The organism is Psychrobacter sp. DAB_AL62B (assembly GCF_028895345.1).
In the GTDB taxonomy this organism is placed as follows: Bacteria; Pseudomonadota; Gammaproteobacteria; order Pseudomonadales; family Moraxellaceae; genus Psychrobacter.
Window position 1 is genome coordinate 1 of record NZ_SAXC01000017.1, and the last position, 17415, is coordinate 17415.

Annotated in this window: 13 protein-coding genes; 9 read left to right on the forward strand and 4 right to left on the reverse strand. The window is 37.2% G+C overall.

The features are described from left to right. Positions 1–353 precede the first annotated feature (353 nt). Complete coding sequence (locus tag EPB74_RS13070; RefSeq protein WP_015060761.1) at positions 354–2078, reverse strand: hypothetical protein; 1725 nt, start codon at positions 2076–2078, stop codon at positions 354–356. A 533-nt stretch (positions 2079–2611) separates the two neighbouring features. On the opposite strand from EPB74_RS13070, the gene EPB74_RS13075 reads away from it, so the two are divergent. The 3 genes from EPB74_RS13075 to EPB74_RS13085 all read left to right on the forward strand — a co-directional run bounded on the left by EPB74_RS13075 (position 2612) and on the right by EPB74_RS13085 (position 4647). Next, positions 2612–2800: a type II toxin-antitoxin system HicA family toxin gene (locus EPB74_RS13075; protein WP_015060755.1), complete on the forward strand. Its 189-nt coding sequence runs from the start codon at positions 2612–2614 to the stop codon at positions 2798–2800. A 224-nt stretch (positions 2801–3024) separates the two neighbouring features. Then, positions 3025–3678, forward strand: coding sequence for a hypothetical protein (locus EPB74_RS13080; protein ID WP_274904600.1), 654 nt, complete (start codon positions 3025–3027; stop codon positions 3676–3678). Positions 3679–4326: 648 nt separating this feature from the next. Beyond that, positions 4327–4647, forward strand: coding sequence for a hypothetical protein (locus EPB74_RS13085; protein ID WP_015060752.1), 321 nt, complete (start codon positions 4327–4329; stop codon positions 4645–4647). A gap of 131 nt (positions 4648–4778) precedes the next feature. Here EPB74_RS13085 and EPB74_RS13090 read toward each other — a convergent pair whose 3' ends face one another. Together EPB74_RS13090 and EPB74_RS13095 are read right to left on the reverse strand one after the other, a co-directional pair. Then, the gene (locus tag EPB74_RS13090; RefSeq protein ID WP_015060751.1) at positions 4779–5411 is read right to left on the reverse strand and encodes a recombinase family protein; all 633 of its coding nucleotides are present in this window, start codon (positions 5409–5411) and stop codon (positions 4779–4781) included. A 336-nt stretch (positions 5412–5747) separates the two neighbouring features. Further along, entirely contained in the window at positions 5748–6767 is a 1020-nt protein-coding gene (locus EPB74_RS13095; protein ID WP_015060759.1) for an AraC family transcriptional regulator, read from the reverse strand. Between the two features lie 166 nt (positions 6768–6933). On the opposite strand from EPB74_RS13095, the gene EPB74_RS13100 reads away from it, so the two are divergent. The 5 genes from EPB74_RS13100 (at position 6934) to EPB74_RS13120 (ending at position 14521) form a co-directional block, all read left to right on the forward strand. Further along, a complete protein-coding gene (locus EPB74_RS13100; protein ID WP_015060758.1) occupies positions 6934–8367 on the forward strand; it encodes a coniferyl aldehyde dehydrogenase in 1434 nt (477 codons plus the stop codon). A 97-nt stretch (positions 8368–8464) separates the two neighbouring features. Next, complete coding sequence (locus EPB74_RS13105; RefSeq protein ID WP_015060757.1) at positions 8465–10225, forward strand: GMC oxidoreductase; 1761 nt, start codon at positions 8465–8467, stop codon at positions 10223–10225. Between the two features lie 2 nt (positions 10226–10227). Further along, positions 10228–12192: an alkyl/aryl-sulfatase gene (locus EPB74_RS13110; RefSeq protein ID WP_446740045.1), complete on the forward strand. Its 1965-nt coding sequence runs from the start codon at positions 10228–10230 to the stop codon at positions 12190–12192. 198 nt (positions 12193–12390) lie between these two features. Continuing rightward, positions 12391–14016, forward strand: a complete 1626-nt coding sequence (locus EPB74_RS13115; RefSeq protein WP_015060756.1) for a long-chain-fatty-acid--CoA ligase — start codon at positions 12391–12393, stop codon at positions 14014–14016. Between the two features lie 226 nt (positions 14017–14242). Continuing rightward, the gene (locus tag EPB74_RS13120) at positions 14243–14521 is read left to right on the forward strand and encodes a hypothetical protein (RefSeq protein WP_015060750.1); all 279 of its coding nucleotides are present in this window, start codon (positions 14243–14245) and stop codon (positions 14519–14521) included. A gap of 489 nt (positions 14522–15010) precedes the next feature. Here EPB74_RS13120 and EPB74_RS13125 read toward each other — a convergent pair whose 3' ends face one another. Then, complete coding sequence (locus EPB74_RS13125) at positions 15011–16966, reverse strand: ATP-binding protein (protein WP_015060748.1); 1956 nt, start codon at positions 16964–16966, stop codon at positions 15011–15013. A gap of 187 nt (positions 16967–17153) precedes the next feature. On the opposite strand from EPB74_RS13125, the gene EPB74_RS13130 reads away from it, so the two are divergent. Beyond that, a partial coding sequence (locus EPB74_RS13130) for an LlaMI family restriction endonuclease (protein WP_274904603.1) occupies positions 17154–17415 on the forward strand: 262 nt, incomplete at its 3' end.

The window sequence follows — 17415 nt, forward strand, 5'->3', positions numbered from 1 at the left end:
TCATACCTAACAGTAATGCTAACTCTTTTTGAGAAACGCCCAATGACTTACGCTTTTCAATAACATATTTCTGAAAATCTTTCATATTCGCCTACTTTTAAATATCCTGTTTTATTCCCGGATATTAGCATAAAAAAACTGTTTTTAGTAAATAAAAACAGCTTTTTTTATTTAATACGTCAGCTACTGACCTATATGGAATGTTTTTAGATGGTTACTAGTAATGAATTCATTAAACTAAATTGAAGATTGAAAATCTAAAACCTACAGATCAGAGTATTTCAATGTCAAATAATAGACATTGTACAAGATCCTCCGACCAAGTGGCCCAATGCCATATAAGCTTAGTAGTGCTAGTTAATCCTAGTTACCCAAAGAGGTAACGGAAAACTAGAGTTAAACGGATAAGCGACCGTCTTACCAGTAGATGATTGATATTTCTGTTTTTTTATCAAATTGTTCAACAAGTCCTCACTATCTAAATAATCACTTGTAAAGCTTTTACTAGACTGGTGTCTCGGCATACGCTTAAACCTGTTTGTTACTCGATTATGAACTTTACTATCTATCTCATCTTGCGTTTTAGACCCTTTTCTATCATCTTTTGTTTCTGCGAGGTCAGCCCATTCTTTCAGTATCTCATTTCCATCAAAATCTATGTTTTCTTTGATATTCTCCTCAAAGTACTTAATAAAGGCCATACTATTTTCGACAGTAGATTTATTATTTGAAATAGGACTCGTATATATGTAGTTAAGATAGAGAGTTCTAAAATCCATATTATGGTATAAACAGTATTTTATAATCACAGATATAAGGAAGTTTTTCTCGCTTGTTTTTTTCGGCCTATTGAATCCATTTAAACCACGGCCATCTAGATTAACACCGCCAATTTGAACATCAAAAATACCTAGGGCGTGTTCTGTATCGAACTTTAGGATATATGCTAGAAACTTAGGTATTTGGTTAATTCGACTAAACATATCTACACTATTTTGAATATACCAGTCACTTATTCTCTCAACTGAATCTACTATATCTCTGCTTAAAATCATCTCGGATCGCTTATTTGAACTACCTTCTCTAACCTCTACCTGAGTAGCTATTTCATCAAAAAGAGATTGCAGTAATCCTAAGTTAGATAAATCACTAATCTGCTCTTTGTGTAGAGATATTTGAAGTCGATTATTTTTTTCTTCAAAAGTATAGAAGTCATCAAACCCTGTTTTTTCTCTATCACCAACTAAAGATAGCTCGTTAAATACTTTCTTGGCCCATTCGCCCACCCCTGTGAACTGGCTATATTCTTCAAAATCCTCGTTTGACGGATTCCCACCAATCAACCTTTGATAAAACAACTGATGCAACTGATTCTTATTTTTTTCAACAGTAAAGAACGAAGTGAAGGATTTTAGCTCACTCTCTATATATTGTTTACTACTTAGTTCCCCCATACTTTCCGATCTAGAAAGGAAATCCTCTATAGATTCACTGCCAAAACCCTTTAAGCTCTTCTCGAATAGTTCCACCATACAATCACAGTAAACCTCTTCAATATTCGGCGGTCTATATATTAGAGCTAGCTGAAGTGTGTAAATCAAGTCTTTCAAGGCTTTATACATCATGTAATAGCTATAAAACATTTCCCTACTGGCTTTAGGGAAAGCTATACCTTCTCGTTCAATAGCCTCACTAATAATTTTTTTTATCGTCTTGTTTTGTTGACCATGAGCTACCTTTTCATCATTTTCGTCATCAAACAAGTGTTCTAAAATGTCATTGCTACCACAGCCATCTTCTACCTTTTTTAGAATTTTTATATATTGTTCTAGAAACTTCTGTGCATTTGTACTTGACCCTAAACTATAAACACGCTTTTGCTTTAAAGTTTCTAGTGCATGTATCAATCTCATTCTTTGTCTAAAAAAAAATGCATCTTTTTCAAAATACTGTCTTCTTGAGTACAACGCTAGCAGCAAGACTTGCTCCCAAGTCATCTTCCAGATATTAGTGATCTGAGTCTCTACTTCGCTTAGATTTAAATCTACAATTGAATCAATATTCTGAGCACTTCCCATAACCTTACCTCGCTTACATTATGTAACATTTTAATCGCATTTAAATCGCATTTTTTTTAGCTGCTGGAAGTGTACTTCCTATTGGGTTACAAACACAATAAAACTGATAAGCTTTTATTGTGTCATAAATATGCTAAAAATTTATAAAAATTAATATAAATAGTGTCTTAGTGTATATAAATATTAATTTTGCCTACCTATTTATTTTTTATAGGTAGGCAGTATTATATTATAGAAAAAACAGTCGCTTGCAAGTGACGGAATCATATAATAACATAACACCACTGGCAAACATACTTGTCAGTGGAAACTAACTTTATATTCAATGGAGTACATTATGGAAAGTCTTCTCAAAGGTATTGCGATTGTTGTTATTACAGAGATTAGTAAAGCGATTATCGACGAGATAAGAGAATAAGGTATCGGCGATAATTGAGGTGAGAAATTAGTGGTTCTCATTAGCAACGACCAAGCCTAAGGCTAGATTCATATTTATCCTTAGGCACTTAATATTAATCCTTGGAGATATAGTTATGAAATGTACAGAGGTAATAAAAACAATAAAGAGGCGGGGTTGGTTCTTGAGTAGAGTTAAAGGAAGCCATTACCACTTTAAACATCCTGTAATCATAGGGTTGGTAACGGTTCCTTTTCACAGAAACAGAGAATTACACCCAAACACACTTCATTCTATAGCTAGATCAGTAGGTATTAACCTTTAATAAAAAATAGGAGAAATATCATATGCTTAACGAATTTTTAGATTTTGTGACAAATGATCTATCGGATTCACTAGCTGTTATAACAGGGGTTAACGATACGGGTGAAGTAGCTGTAGGAATAACTCCTTTAATAAAGACTGCATTAGGAAGAGCAGGTACCCTAAAAATCTCTAACAACGTTCATTATTTTGTACACCAAATATGACACTAAGATGAGGGCTGACGTGGAAGAGTTTAATGTTAGAAATATAGCACCGTGGATGACACAGCTTTGGTTGGATAGCATCCCTATTACTAATTTTTATACGCCATCAATGAAGAATTATTGTTTATCTGAGTTTGCATTTTTTCTCATTGATGATGAGTGGGACACACAATCACTGACCAACCTAAAATATAGAACAGGAGCAGCATTCTTGTTTGGTCTGCAAACTACTAGCAAATGTGTTGATAAGATCGATGTGGTAGACGGTATCATTGTCTGTAAGCCTGATGAAGTGCAACAAGTAATGAAAGTTTCTGAAGTCATGTCGAATAGGAAGGATAAATTAATTACTACAGATTTTGATGTTATTAAGCAGGCACTCCAATTCACAAAGCCTGCTCAGTTTATACAAGCTACTACAGTGGGTACAGATAAATTAGACCGAGCAAAAAGAGCAATTAATCAAATTATCAGCCAGATTCATCAAGATAATAGTATGGATGTTCTGATACTTAGAGTTAAAACTGCCGGTGACTTATCGCTTGAAGAATACTGTGTTGTCAGTGAGGCTATTGAAAATATATTTACTGATGACATAAGTATTTGGTACGGCATGGGTCATATTGATGTGTCTGACTGCTGTTGGATAGAAGCAATATACATGGTCAAGTAGATCAACTTTGAAACTATCCTATATAAATATCTTCGGTTGAGCGTGTAATTACAAAATAGCTGAGTGTTTCTGTAAAGTGGTTTAAGTAAAGATCAATAATTTAATACTATTCATGATAGCTTGAACAACTCTTTCATAGGTTTGTTTCTTATAACCGCCTTTATCTGTCAAGCAACTCTAAAAAATATACCGGTTTGGTGGTTTTTTCCTATTTAGAATCATTTAGCATAACACCCCTTCCTTTATAGGAGTAAAGAGTAGTTCCCTAGTGGTGGGTTGAATCTTTGGATGTAAGCCTATCAATTCATTTCACGAAGCTGCATTCTTAGTCAGAGAGACTATAGATACTCCATATAACAAATTATGAGATATTGCTTTAATTGATACTTTGGAAAGGAAGTAGGTAAAAAATTATTGAATAGCTCGGTTTAGAATTTAGGTGGTACTATGCTAAGTGAAGAAAAGCACACTTTTCTTCACTTAGCATAGTACCACCTAAACAATATATTTGAAGTTGAGACGGATGATGAGTATAAAACAAAGTTAGATATGATTAGTAGGATTAAAGGTACAACAGAAAGCCAGAAAAAAGTTAGGCAGAGGCGTAAAGTAATAATATAAATTCAAGATAGATTATAAGGGGTTATTATGGGATTTTTCGATTTTATTACAGACAATGTAGTTATAGCAGGAAGTAAAAAACACACCGAACATCTAGCCCCAAAGGTGGCTATAGTGTTAAAAAACCATGGTGTAAGCTGTCACTGTGGTGGATTAGCTGTTCCAAATATAGGTGAAGGTAAAATATATAAATGTCTCGAATGTGATAAACAGTTTGCCAATGCGTATTATAATGTATATAGAAAAACCACTTCATATTCTAGTGCTATACATAATAGAGCTATTCAGCTTTTAAAGAGTAATGCAGACTTAAATAACGATAAGACAGTGCTTACATTATTTAAATAACGTAATTTTTGAGAACAGTTCTCATTTTCTTTGCTTTATCTCTATAATAAGTATATCCCAACGGAACCATCTAAAAAGGCTCATTAACCCATTAATAGACTACTCATAGTAGACTGCTATAGTGGAACCACTTAATGAGCAATTATAAGTTCCGGTCTTTCCTTGGCCACATCAGCGATCAGATGCCGTGAGCACTTGGTCATACCTTGTATCTCAGAATAGCTATGACCTGATTTGAGTAGACTAGCGATGATCTTGCGCTTTTCGATATCTTTCCTACGTCCTAAATACTTACCTTCTGCCTTAGCACGAGCAATACCTTGCATCTGACGGTTACGGCGATCCTCATAGTCTTTTCGAGCAATAGCTGCGAGCATATCCAGCATCATCGAGTTAATGGCTTGCAATACACTGCTCATAAATTCAGTGCTGCTTTCGGATTGAAGCGCCATATATGAGGTCGGCAGCTCTTTTGATACGATAGAGAGCTTTTTCTCTGATAACATTCTTTTGAGAGTATCCCAATCAGCTTGGTTCAAACGCGCCAAGCGATCAATCTGCTCAACTAAGATAACATCGCCATTATGAGCATCTTCAATCAGCTGCATAAGCTTGGGTCGCACCAAGATAGCTCCTGATTCGTTTTCGACATAGAAGGCGGCAATCTTGTGGCCATGATCGTTGGCAAATGCTATGAGTTCGCTTTTGGCACGCTTAGCGTCTTGTTCTTTGGTAGACGCTCGTAAATACGCTCTGATAAACATAAACACCTAAAATAGTCTGTTATAAGTGGTTCCATTATAGCAGTCTGTTTTAAGTGGTCTGTTAATAGGTTTAGAGGGTGAAATAGTTGGTTCCCTTGGGGTATAGCCAAAATAGCACCATTGTATTTATGAGGCTGATACATATTTTTTGAAGTAATCCCTTTTTTAATAAATAAGATCACTTAGAAATAGATAGTAACTGCTAAGCTAGCAGCATGAGTTACCTATGTAAAAGGCACGTTTTAGCGAAAACCAAAACGTTAATATACTCAAACAGGCATAATTCTAGTGGTCAACTAAGTTGGGGGCGCGAATGAATAGTTAAATCATAATTGACTATATTACTAATTCTTTAGAACTGTCCTTCCATTCTGTCGGTGTCATACCGAACCAGCTTTTAAATTGTCGGCTAAAAATAGACAGCTCAGCGTAACCCAGCTGAAAAGCCACGTCTGTCAGGCTAATGTCGCCAGTATTGATGATTCTTACCGCTTCTTTTTTTCGCACCTCTTCTAGCAGGCCTCTATAAGTCGCCCCTTCATTTTTCAGCTGGCGTTGGACTTTTTTGGGATGCTGTCCTACGCATAACGCGACGTTTGCCATACTACAATCAGCAGTGGCTAGTAGCATTTTCATAGAGCTTTCTATCAAAAACACATCATCATGAATAGGGGTGCTACTTTCATTCTCTAACTGTTGCACAATCAGCTGATTCACCAAATCGTCTTCAAAGTAGTAGGGTTTATAGCTTAAATAATGAGTAGAAAAATATACCGCATTCTTGTCGGTATTGAACTCGACAGAACATCCTAGTATTTCGGTGATTAACTGTTTTGATTGAAGTGATGGATTTTGTTTTAATTTTACTTTTTCTGGATGCCATGTTGGGCTAATTAAATCTTTTAGAATATTGCAAATCAAGCATATGGAAAGTTGTGACTTTTGTGCTCTATCTATGTTCTGTGTATTTTGACGAACCACATCAAGCTCACATACTTCATCAGATACTTCATTAACCTGAAAAATAAAACTCTCAGCATGAGTATAAATGTATTTTTGTGCCACAAGTAGTGCTTTTGCTATGTCACGTTGTTTAGACATATAAACACCCATTAACCCTATCGTTTGGATGCTTTGCTTAGCCCCTAATTTTAAACCAAAACATTCCTCGTTACAGACAATCGCTGCCAGCTCTAATAAGTTAGTATATTTATCATGATCAATCAGAGAGTTTGGATCACGTATCACAGACGGTATTAAGCCTACTTTATTAAGAATGTTTATAGGATCCTTTCCATAGCTACAAACCAATTCTTCAAAACCGTTTAGCCCCGCCACTCTGATGTAACTACCCATATTACTCTCTATTTTGTCTTAAACTAATGTCCTATATAATCAATTTTTTGTCCTGAAATGTCAAGAACTAATGAGTAGACTTTGCTACAGTAAGTGAATAAAGATTCAATTTATCTATTAAAATCTCATTGGATCATCATCATAACGGCTGTAAAAGGGAGTTTTTATGAAAGCCAACTTTGCTTCTATAGACATGGAAAGTCAACTACACAACTGCCTACAAGAGCAAAAAAACTATGCAGAAAAACAAGGTATCGAAAGCATTGCCGTTAGAAAAGTGCATTTATTAAATTTAAAAGCAATCATTAATGATCATCGTGAAGCTTTGATTGAAGCCATCAATCAGGATTATGGAAATCGTTCAAGACATGAGACTTTGTTGGCCGAAATTATTACGGCAACAGATGATATAAACAGCAGTATTAAAAATCTAAAAAACTGGACAAAAGTGCAAAAGCGTAAAGTAGATTTGAGTATGTACTTTGGCGCAAAAAATCGTCTGATTCCGCAGCCTTTAGGGGTAGTGGGTTTAATCGTGCCATGGAACTTCCCCATCAATTTATTATTTTCTCAGCTGTCAGCCGTTTTTGCCGCAGGTAATAAAGCAATGGTGAAACTATCTGAGAACTCACGTCACCTAGCGGCTTTATTGATTCAACTGATTCCGCAGTATTTTGAACCTGAAAAATTGCAGGTTTTTGACGAAACGGGCGGGGTAGGTGTTGCTTTTTCTAAGCTGTCTTTCGATCATTTGATGTTTACAGGTTCTGGCGCGACTGGTAAAAAAGTCATGGCAGCGGCAGCAGAGAATTTAACAGCGGTTACTTTAGAGTTAGGTGGCAAATCACCTGCAGTCATTGATCCAAATTACCCATTAGCTAAGGCGGTCGAGCGCATTATGTTCGTCAAACAATTTAATGCAGGACAAATCTGTACCAATATCGATTATTTGTTTGTACATGAGTCACAAAAAGATCGCTTTATCCAAGCTACTAGCGAGTGGGTAACACAGCATGTCCCTGATATTAACCACAAAGACTATACTTCAATCATTGATGATCGCGCGTTTCAGCGTTTGGTTTATTGTGTAGAGGAAGCGCAAAATAAGGGCGCTACAGTAATCAATTTAAATAATCAAAAAGCTGATGCCGCAGCCCATAAATTTCCGCTGACTTTAATTTTTGATAGTACTGATGCGATGGAGATAGATACTCGAGAAACCTTTGGGCCAATTTTGATGGTTAAGACTTATGATCAGCCTGAAGAAGTTGTCCGCTATATCGCTCAGCGCGATCGCCCATTAGCGTTTTATCCGTTTAGTAAAGATAAAGCTCTAATTAATTATTATATCGATAACGTGATGTCTGGCGGGGTGTCGGTAAATGATGCTTTATTTCATGTAGGACAGCACGATTTGCCGTTTGGCGGCGTTGGAGCTAGTGGTATGGGCCATTACCACGGTTATGAAGGGTTTTTGAACTTCTCAAAGATGCGGCCTATATTTTATCAAGCTAATTTCTCAAGCTTAAAGTTTTTATCGCCGCCCTACGGTAACTTTGCCGATCGAGTACTAAACTTTTTAGCTCGTGTTAAATCCTAAAGCTTAAATATAGTCCTAAATTTCAAACTTTAAATTATCGAAAAAGTATCTGTATTCGCTGACTCATAAAACGCAAACTATTAAAGGAGTTAATAGCATGTTAAATAAGGATATTAAATCACAGTCAGAACCACATTTTGATTTTGATCAAATCATTATTGGTTCAGGATTTGGTGGTTCTGTCAGTGCGCTACGCCTAAGTGAGAAAGGTAATAGCGTGCTAATTCTTGAAAAAGGATTACGCCGAGAAGATAAGGACTTTCCAAAAACCAACCTAGATACCAAAAACTACCTATGGGTACCTGAATTAGGCATGCAGGGCACGTTGCAGATGAGCTTTACTAGCAAAGTTACAGTCTTGCATGGTGTAGGCGTTGGCGGCGGGTCACAAATTTATGCCAATGTGCAATTTATCCCTGATGATGAAGTATTTAAATCCAAAGCTTGGACGCGGCTACGTAGTGATTGGAAAGAAACGCTATTACCTTATTATGGATTAGCACAGCGTATGCTTGGCACGGCCAAAAATACGTATACCAACATCGCTGATGATACCTTAAAAGAAGTCGCAGAAGAGATGGGCTATGGTGATAGCTACAAAACGGTCAACACTGGGGTGTTTTTCCCACTGCAAGATGGCGAAAGAGGCAAAGTCGTAAAAGACCCTTATTTTAATGGCGATGGTCCAGATCGCCGGACGTGTCAGTATTGTGGTAACTGTATCATTGGCTGTCGATACAACTCTAAAAATACTTTGATGAAGAACTATTTGTACTTTGCCGAGCGTAATGGGGTCGAGATACGCCCTAGTTCTGAAGTCGTCAAAATCATTCCGTTAAACCATGATGGTAGTGATGGCTATGAGCTCATTGTGAAAGAAACGCTTGGTAAAAAAGTGCGCCAGTATAAATTACGAAGCCGAGGGGTCGTGGTATCTGGAGGTGTCATGGGGACAGTGCCGCTATTATTAAAAATGCGGGATAAATATAAAACCTTACCCAACATCTCACCCGAATTAGGGCAGGAAATTCGCACTAACTCTGAAACCTTAACCACTGCTAATGATACTCGTGAAAAAGTGGACGATGGGGTCGCTATTAGCTCATTTATATCCGTCGACGACAATACCAATATGGAAGTCAATCGTTTCCGAGAAGGGTCAGATGGCACTTGGTTATATGCACCTTATGTTCCAATGGTAACAGGCCCTAGGTTTATAAGGATTGTAAAGCTCTTTATCAATACGCTGGTTCATCCGTTAAAGACTGGCAGAATGTTGCGTCCAAAAGGTAAAGCTCGTAGTTCTATTTTGTTTTTGGTGATGCAAAAATCTGAGGCTTTCATTCATTTAGAATGGCGACGTAAATGGTATCGCTTGTTCAGAAATGGTATTACTGCGGTGCAAAAAACCAATGACACTCCGTTGACGGTTTCTTTTCCATCGGCTGAAAAAGCAACTAGACTGTATGCTGAAAAACTAGGAGGTGAACCGGGCTCTGCATTAAGTGAGGTGTTACTGGGTACGCCAATGACTGCTCATGTAATGAGTGGTGTCTCAATGGGTACCGACGCATCCAACGGTGTCGTAGATTTTTCAGGTGAAGTGTTCGGTTATAAAAACTTGCGAGTGCTCGATGGATCGATCATTCCAGGGAATTTAGGTGTTAATCCATCTTTGACTATTACCGCCCTCTCCGAGTTTGCCATGAGCCAGATTCCTGTATTTTCGGAAGAAAAAGCCTCTAAGATTAAGCGTATTCACTTCAATGAACCACTTGCAGGACAAATTTCTCATATCAAGGGGATAGGAGATTTAGCAAGTGACTTAAACCGGGTAAAAGAAAAGGAGTTCGTATAATGATTAAGAAAATTTTAGTAGCCGCAATTTCGAGCACATTAATAATAGGTGCAGCACAAGCGGATGATAGTTTGAGTAGTAAACCTGCAAGTAAATTTACGACGCAGCAAAACTATGCCGTATTATCACAATTGCCATTTAATGACAAACAGGACTTTGAATTTGCTGCTAAGGGCTTAATTGCAAAGCCTGAAACCAAGCAGATAAGAAACGCAAAAGGGGAAGTTGTTTGGGATCTAGCGAAATTTGATTTTTTGAAACAAGATAAGTTTATGGGTTCAATTAATCCAAGTTTACAACGTCAAGCACAGCTAAATATGAACTATGGTCTCTTCAAGGTAACCGATAGAATTTATCAAGTTCGTGGTTTTGATCTGACCAATATTACCTACATTCAAGGTGATACAGGTTGGATTGTTTTTGACCCACTAACCGTGCCAGAAACAGCGAAAGCCGCACATGCTTTGGTGACTAAGCATTTAGGAAGCCGGCCAATTAAAGCCGTCGTTTATAGTCATGCTCATGTGGATCATTTTGGTGGAGTGGAAGGCATTATCAGCAAAAATCAGGTAGATAAAGGTGAGGTGCAAGTCATTGCACCACGTGACTTTATGGAGCATGTCGTAAAAGAAAGCGTACTTGCAGGCAACGCTATGGCGCGGCGTGGCTCATATCAATACGGCATTATGATACCTAAAAATAAATATGGTGTGATTGATGGAGCCTTGGGTAAAGGAGTGCCTACTGGTCTAGTAGGTTTAATCGCTCCAACCTATATAGTAGAAAAAGATCAAGAAACTTTAAATATCGATGGCGTAGAAATGGTGTTCCAAAACACACCGAATACAGAGTCCCCCTCAGAGATGAATACCTGGTTCCCTCAGTTCAAAACCTTATGGATGGCAGAAAACACGGTTGCTGGTATGCATAACTTGTACACCATCCGTGGCGCAGCAGCTCGGGATGCATCTATGTGGAGTAAAAGCATTAACCATGCATTACAAAAATTTGGGGTGAAGGCGGATGTGTTAATGGCTTCCCATCATTGGCCGCGTTGGGGTAAAGAAAATATTGTGAAATACATGGAAAAGCAACGTGACATGTATGGTTATTTGCATGATCAGAGCCTACATTTAGCAAATAGTGGGGTAACAATTAACGAAATTCATAACGAATTTAAGATGCCTAAAGCTTTAGACCAAGAGTGGTATAACCGTGGTTATCACGGTTCAGTCAGTCATAATGTGCGAGGGGTAGTAAATAAATATATAGGTTATTACGACGGTAATCCAGCTACCCTAAATAAACTCAGTCCAGACGAGGCAGGTAAGAACTATGTGGCTTTGGCAGGGGGTGGTGAAGCGTTATTAAGAAAAGCGAAAGTGGCTTTTGACCGTGGTGAGTATCGCTGGGTTGCAGAACTGATGAATCATTTAGTATTTGCAGAGCCTGACAACATAAAAGCAAAATCCTTACAAGCAGACACTTTGGAACAACTTGGCTATCAGGCTGAAAGTGCGGGATGGCGAAATGCTTATCTATCGGCAGCTTATGAATTACGTCATGGTGTGCCTAAAGAGGTCAAAACGACTAAACCTGGTCCAGATATAATAATAGCGATGGATACAGAGTTGGTATTTGACTACATGGGTGTGCGCTTAAATGCTGAGCGTGCGCTAGACAGAGCGTTTAAAATTAACTTTGTACTGCCAGATCGCAATGAAAAGATCGCCTTGGAATTAAAGAATTCACATTTAAATGTGATGGCTAATACTCAAGCACCTGATGCTGATTTGACTCTCACTTTAAATCGTGAAGATTTTAATAAATTGCTAATAAAAACAGCCTCTTTTGAGACGTTAATGGCACAGGGAAAAGTACAGCACCAAGGTGATTTAAAATTGATTCAGCAATTTTTCTCTATGTTAGATGACTTTGAGTATGGGTTTAATCTGGCAACACCTTAATAATGGAAAAATGGATATCAGTTCACTAAAGCACTTTAGATAGTCCATAGTAATGGTTTTCGTAAAGTGACATTTATCGGCTTTTCATGGGTATGTTCATAGCTGTTTTTTAAACTGCTTTGTAGTATTGAGCGAAGCACTTTATTACAGCAGCTAATATCAAATGGCTGATTATTATTTGAAATAAGGATATTTTATATGTTAGGAAATATGATGTTTAAACCGCTGCTGATTAGCAGTTTAATTGAACATGCTGCACACTATCATGGCGATACAAAGATTTTTTCTAAAGAGGTGGATGGTCACATTGTTGAAACCACATGGCTAGAAATTTCTAAAAATGCAAAAAAGTATGCAAAAGCATTAAAAAGTCTAAACGTACAACCGAATGATAGAGTAGCTACAATAGCATGGAACAATCATCGCCATCTAGAATCTTGGTATGCAATTTCTGGCTCAGGTATGATATGTCATACTATTAACCCACGCCTATTTCCTGAGCAGTTGACGTACATTATTAATGACGCGAATGATAAGGTTTTAATGTTTGATAAGACATTTGTGGCTTTAATTGCATCTATCCAAGAAGAGATTCCAAACGTCCAACACTTTGTTTGTATGAGCGAGGCAGATCCTGAAATTACTAAGGTTTTGCCATACGTAAAATTCTATGATGAGTTAATTTCAGCACAAACAGCAAGTTTTGAGTGGCCTGAGTTTGATGAAAATACAGCAAGTTCACTATGTTATACATCTGGGACTACAGGGGACCCTAAAGGAGTTTTATATTCACATCGATCAACGGTTTTACATAGTTTTGTAACCTGTTTCCCTGATACTATTAGTTTATCTTCACGCGAAATTGTCCTTCCCGTAGTTCCGATGTTCCATGTAAATGCATGGGGTATTCCCTATGCATCTGCAATGGTTGGATGTAGCTTAGTACTACCAGGGCCAGATTTAGATGGCAAAAGCTTAGTTGAACTCATTGATGGTTATGATGTTACTATGGCTTTAGGCGTACCAACGATTTGGCAAGGGCTTTTAACATATGCTCGAACTTCAGCTACTGAACTTAAGAGCTTAACAAGAACTGTCGTGGGTGGTTCTTCTTGTCCACCATCAATTATTTCAGAATTTAAGGATCGCTATGCTTGTGACACTATTCATGCATGGGGAATGACTGAAACAAGTCCACTAGGTACGATTAATCAGTTGAAGGCACAACATAGTGAATTGTCTAAAGATGAAAAGCTTAAGGTCCGTTTATCTCAAGGTCGTCCACCGTTTGGTGTTTCTATTCGTATTACAGACGAAGAAAATGGAACTAATCGTTTAGCTGAGGATGGACGAAAGACAGGACATCTACAGATTAAAGGACATTGGATTGTTGAGCGTTATTATAACAAAGACACAGCCTTACTAACTGAAGATAGTTGGTTTGATACAGGCGATATCGCTACAATCGATAGCGATGGTTACCTCAGTTTAAGTGATCGTGCCAAAGACTTAATCAAATCAGGAGGTGAGTGGATTTCATCTGCTGAACTTGAAAATATTGCATTAGAACATCCAGGAATTGCGATGGCAGCCGTAATTGCTGCTGTACATCCAAAGTGGGATGAACGCCCAGTTTTAATTGTAAAAAAACATAGCGAGAATCAGGCTACAGAAGAAGGCATTCTGCAGGTTTATCAGGGAAGAATTGCTAAATGGCAGATACCTGACAAAGTTATCTTTGTTGATAAAATTCCAATTAGTGGTACTGGAAAAATGGTGAAAAAGGATTTACGTGAGAAATACAGTCGAATTTTAGTTGAATAGCTAGGATGCATCAAACCAATCCTATGTTAAAAAAACGTGCTGGATAAAGGGGAAAGAGGGGGCATGGATACCCCTCCCAATCATAAAGTACTTATCAAATAGGGTTAAGCTACATTGAGATATCCTGTTGTTTTCATAATCATTAAACCTGCATCTAGTATTAGCAGTTCGATGCCTGTATAGCGCACCAACCTTACTTTGAACCACTTTTGAGGAAGATAACATAATGGAATCATTGGAGAAAATCCTCCCTAGTGTTATAGCAGTCATTTTCTGCCTAAGTTTATCCGCCTGTAACTACGGTATTTTTGATTGGAATAATCAAAATATTGATAAGACTAGAGCTTATAAACTGACAGAAAAATGCCGCGTAGAGCAGGAGAATATTGCAAGAAATAAACTAGGTGCCAAATATAATGATGAGGTTGATATTGATATCTACATATTAAACATGTGTATTAAAAATCGTAATTATAAGTTTGAATCCGATCCTAAATATAGGTAGTAGCGGGGAGTTCAAATACAATGAAAAACCTTATTAATTCTATTATGGTATTGGTGTTTCTTTCAGGTTGTGTATTTCCTGGGCCTAGTTGTGGCTATGATGTTAATTGTAATAAAGATATCAGCAATACTGCGTGGTATAAGAAAAGAACATCATGTATTAATGTACAACAAAACATAGCCAAAAAATTATTGCAACAGAATTACAATGAAAGAATTGATAGTGAAATTTATAGCGAATGTGTTAAAAATACGGACTATAAATTTAAGATCATAAACTGAATTGTGCTCTTAATCAGGCTTTAAAAAGTGGATTCGTACTCACGGATAGAATGTGTATGGCAGGTATACCACGAAGTACACTGCGACTATTTCAGTGAGCAAAACCGTTGATGCCACTAGCCTACAGCCAAAGGTTCAAGTCCTCACTAGGGTACCGAACTAGTGAAAGCACCTGACAGGTTTGCCATAGGTATATCTATTTATTAACTCAAGCTTGTTCCCTAATTTCCTCGGGAACGAACTCATTATGAATCTCATGAAGGTAAGACATACTAGATTCTGTATCGGCTTCATAGTTTAGTTGTTCTTGATAAAACTTTAGCCGTGCTTTAGCGTTCGTTATAACTTCTGACCACTTCATAACATAAATTTCTATTGAGTTTTCTTGATGAACACAACCTTTGGGAAGCCCAATATTATTTGCTCTCATTTCTGCTATATCATCAAATTGGTTGGAAACTGCTATGAACTTCCACTTACAATTGGATTTATGAAACCTTTCATCATTGTTGACTGCTTGCGCATAACCCATAATCTGTCCTATGACGTCATTGTCAATTTTCTTATTAGGTCTTTTTAATTCAACAACTAGAAAATCTTTGTGACCAGGTCTAACTTCTACTGATTTAGATAGCATTAAGTCAACTCTACCTTGTCGTTCGTTATTGATTAGGACCTTACTATCATCTTCACAACGTTTACCAAGTATTTTTAGATGTATGTTTAATACTTCCTCAAGACGCTTTTCACTACCTGCTAATGCGAAATGCTCATCAAAAATCCAACTCTCGCTCTCGAGAATCTTATGCAGCTGGTCTCTTTCTAACAGTGATTTCTTATGATCAAAAACAAGTGTATTTAGTGATTCAAGGAAATCTAAACGGTCAGCTACGATTTTGGCTGATCTGATAATATGCGATAAGCTAGTTTTTTCTAGTAATTTAGCAAATTCATTCTGTTCCTCGGTATTTAAATTTAAAACCTCTGTCATGATAGCTTGCATTGACTGCGGGTTATTCTCTAATGATTGTGAAAGTAACCTAAAAGTGAACTTTTTCGTCTTATGATTTGAGTTTGCGAATTTAGGTAAGTTATCTTCGACTTTCGAAGCAATGATATCAAAAATCTCACGCTTAGCTGTTTCGATTACCCCAGGATCGTTGTTCTCCTCAAATGGGTAAATACCAGACTCTTTCCACCCTTGGAGTCTAAGTAAACGCTCATTACTTCTCTTCGTTTTGAAGTGTTCATTTATTTGCTGGTAGGCTGCATCGAGAAGTTTTTTACTATCAGCATCCATATCTATCAAGTCTAAGCTAGAATCACTATTCAATTCAGTAATGTAATCACTAATTATATAGGCAGAAAAGGAATAGCCTAAATTTCTAACACGGTTCGGTTGAAATTTATGTTCTTTCAGAACAGTGCCATTATTTTTACAAAGTAAGAGCTGTTTTGAACTGATTTCCAGCCATTCTATAATCTTAATTTGATGAGTTCCTGCTACATCCTCTAACTCTAATGTGTACTCACTAACATCCTCTATAGCCTCGTTAGGGTCAATCAGATAGCCGTCTACAGTTATTTCTATATTAGGATAAGCATATAAGTAAGACGAGAAGGTTTGGGTCAATTTGTTTTTCAATTCATCAAAATTATGCACCGCGACTTTTTTATTTAGCTCGCTAACTCTGATGATTGACTTTGTTTTATTCACTTTAGACCGTGTAGCTGTGGATACGCTAAACTCGTTAGCTCTATCAGAATTTAAAGAGATAGTTAACTTATAAAAGCTACCATCTTGCTGATAAACGCTTTCCCAATCGACAACCCTGCCTAATGAAAATGCTTTAAAACGTCCTTCACCCTTTTGTCCGTGTATAGGTCTACCGCTTTCGGTTTCTGATTTAGTAGCTTTCCATGAGTTACCGATAAAACCTAGATATTTACTTGCTTGTTTTTCGGAAATACCACTGCCGTTATCTTCAATAACAATAGTTTGATTACCTATCTCGTTAGATTCCACACGTAGAAATATCTTGGTAGCATCAGCATCTAAGCTGTTCCAAATTAGCTCTTCAATCGCCTGTATAGGATTTGCTCTTGAAACTCGCTTGAGGTGATCGTCAGATAAGTTGACTTTTAGAGTGCTTGAATTGGACATGCCACGACCTCTTTAGTAAAACTATGTTTACCCATTATGTTGAAAAAGCTAATTTTTAAGTTAGTAACGAGCTATTCAGGCTATATGCTATCGAATACTTATTCTAAATACTGTATAACCTCAAATCTAGTCGTAATATCAAATAAAGAACTATTTTCCATAATTATCCAAATAGAGGGAGTTTTTAATGCAAACAAGTATTTCAAATGAAGAAGCGCAAATTATCAAGCTTTTCAAGGAAAGTGTTTACGGTAAATCGCCCAAGACTGACGACTTCAATCAGCGCCATGACGGAAAGGCAGGTCACTGGCTGGAAAGACAAATGGGCATAGCCGCGAATGCTAACAATGAGCCTGACTTATACGGCTATGAGATGAAAAACTCTACTGGTAGTAAGACCACTTTTGGTGATTGGAGTGCTAACTACTATATCTTCAAAGACAAAGAAA

What these genes read in the sequence shown, in the direction of transcription:
- EPB74_RS13125 (WP_015060748.1), bottom strand. Translation starts at nt 16,966, where the DNA reads ATGTCCAATTCAAGCACTCTAAAAGTCAACTTATCTGACGATCACCTC.
- EPB74_RS13075 (WP_015060755.1), top strand. Translation starts at nt 2,612, where the DNA reads ATGAAATGTACAGAGGTAATAAAAACAATAAAGAGGCGGGGTTGGTTC.
- EPB74_RS13070 (WP_015060761.1), bottom strand. Translation starts at nt 2,078, where the DNA reads ATGGGAAGTGCTCAGAATATTGATTCAATTGTAGATTTAAATCTAAGC.
- EPB74_RS13095 (WP_015060759.1), bottom strand. Translation starts at nt 6,767, where the DNA reads ATGGGTAGTTACATCAGAGTGGCGGGGCTAAACGGTTTTGAAGAATTG.
- EPB74_RS13100 (WP_015060758.1), top strand. Translation starts at nt 6,934, where the DNA reads ATGAAAGCCAACTTTGCTTCTATAGACATGGAAAGTCAACTACACAAC.
- EPB74_RS13090 (WP_015060751.1), bottom strand. Translation starts at nt 5,411, where the DNA reads ATGTTTATCAGAGCGTATTTACGAGCGTCTACCAAAGAACAAGACGCT.
- EPB74_RS13120 (WP_015060750.1), top strand. Translation starts at nt 14,243, where the DNA reads ATGGAATCATTGGAGAAAATCCTCCCTAGTGTTATAGCAGTCATTTTC.
- EPB74_RS13115 (WP_015060756.1), top strand. Translation starts at nt 12,391, where the DNA reads ATGTTAGGAAATATGATGTTTAAACCGCTGCTGATTAGCAGTTTAATT.
- EPB74_RS13105 (WP_015060757.1), top strand. Translation starts at nt 8,465, where the DNA reads ATGTTAAATAAGGATATTAAATCACAGTCAGAACCACATTTTGATTTT.
- EPB74_RS13085 (WP_015060752.1), top strand. Translation starts at nt 4,327, where the DNA reads ATGGGATTTTTCGATTTTATTACAGACAATGTAGTTATAGCAGGAAGT.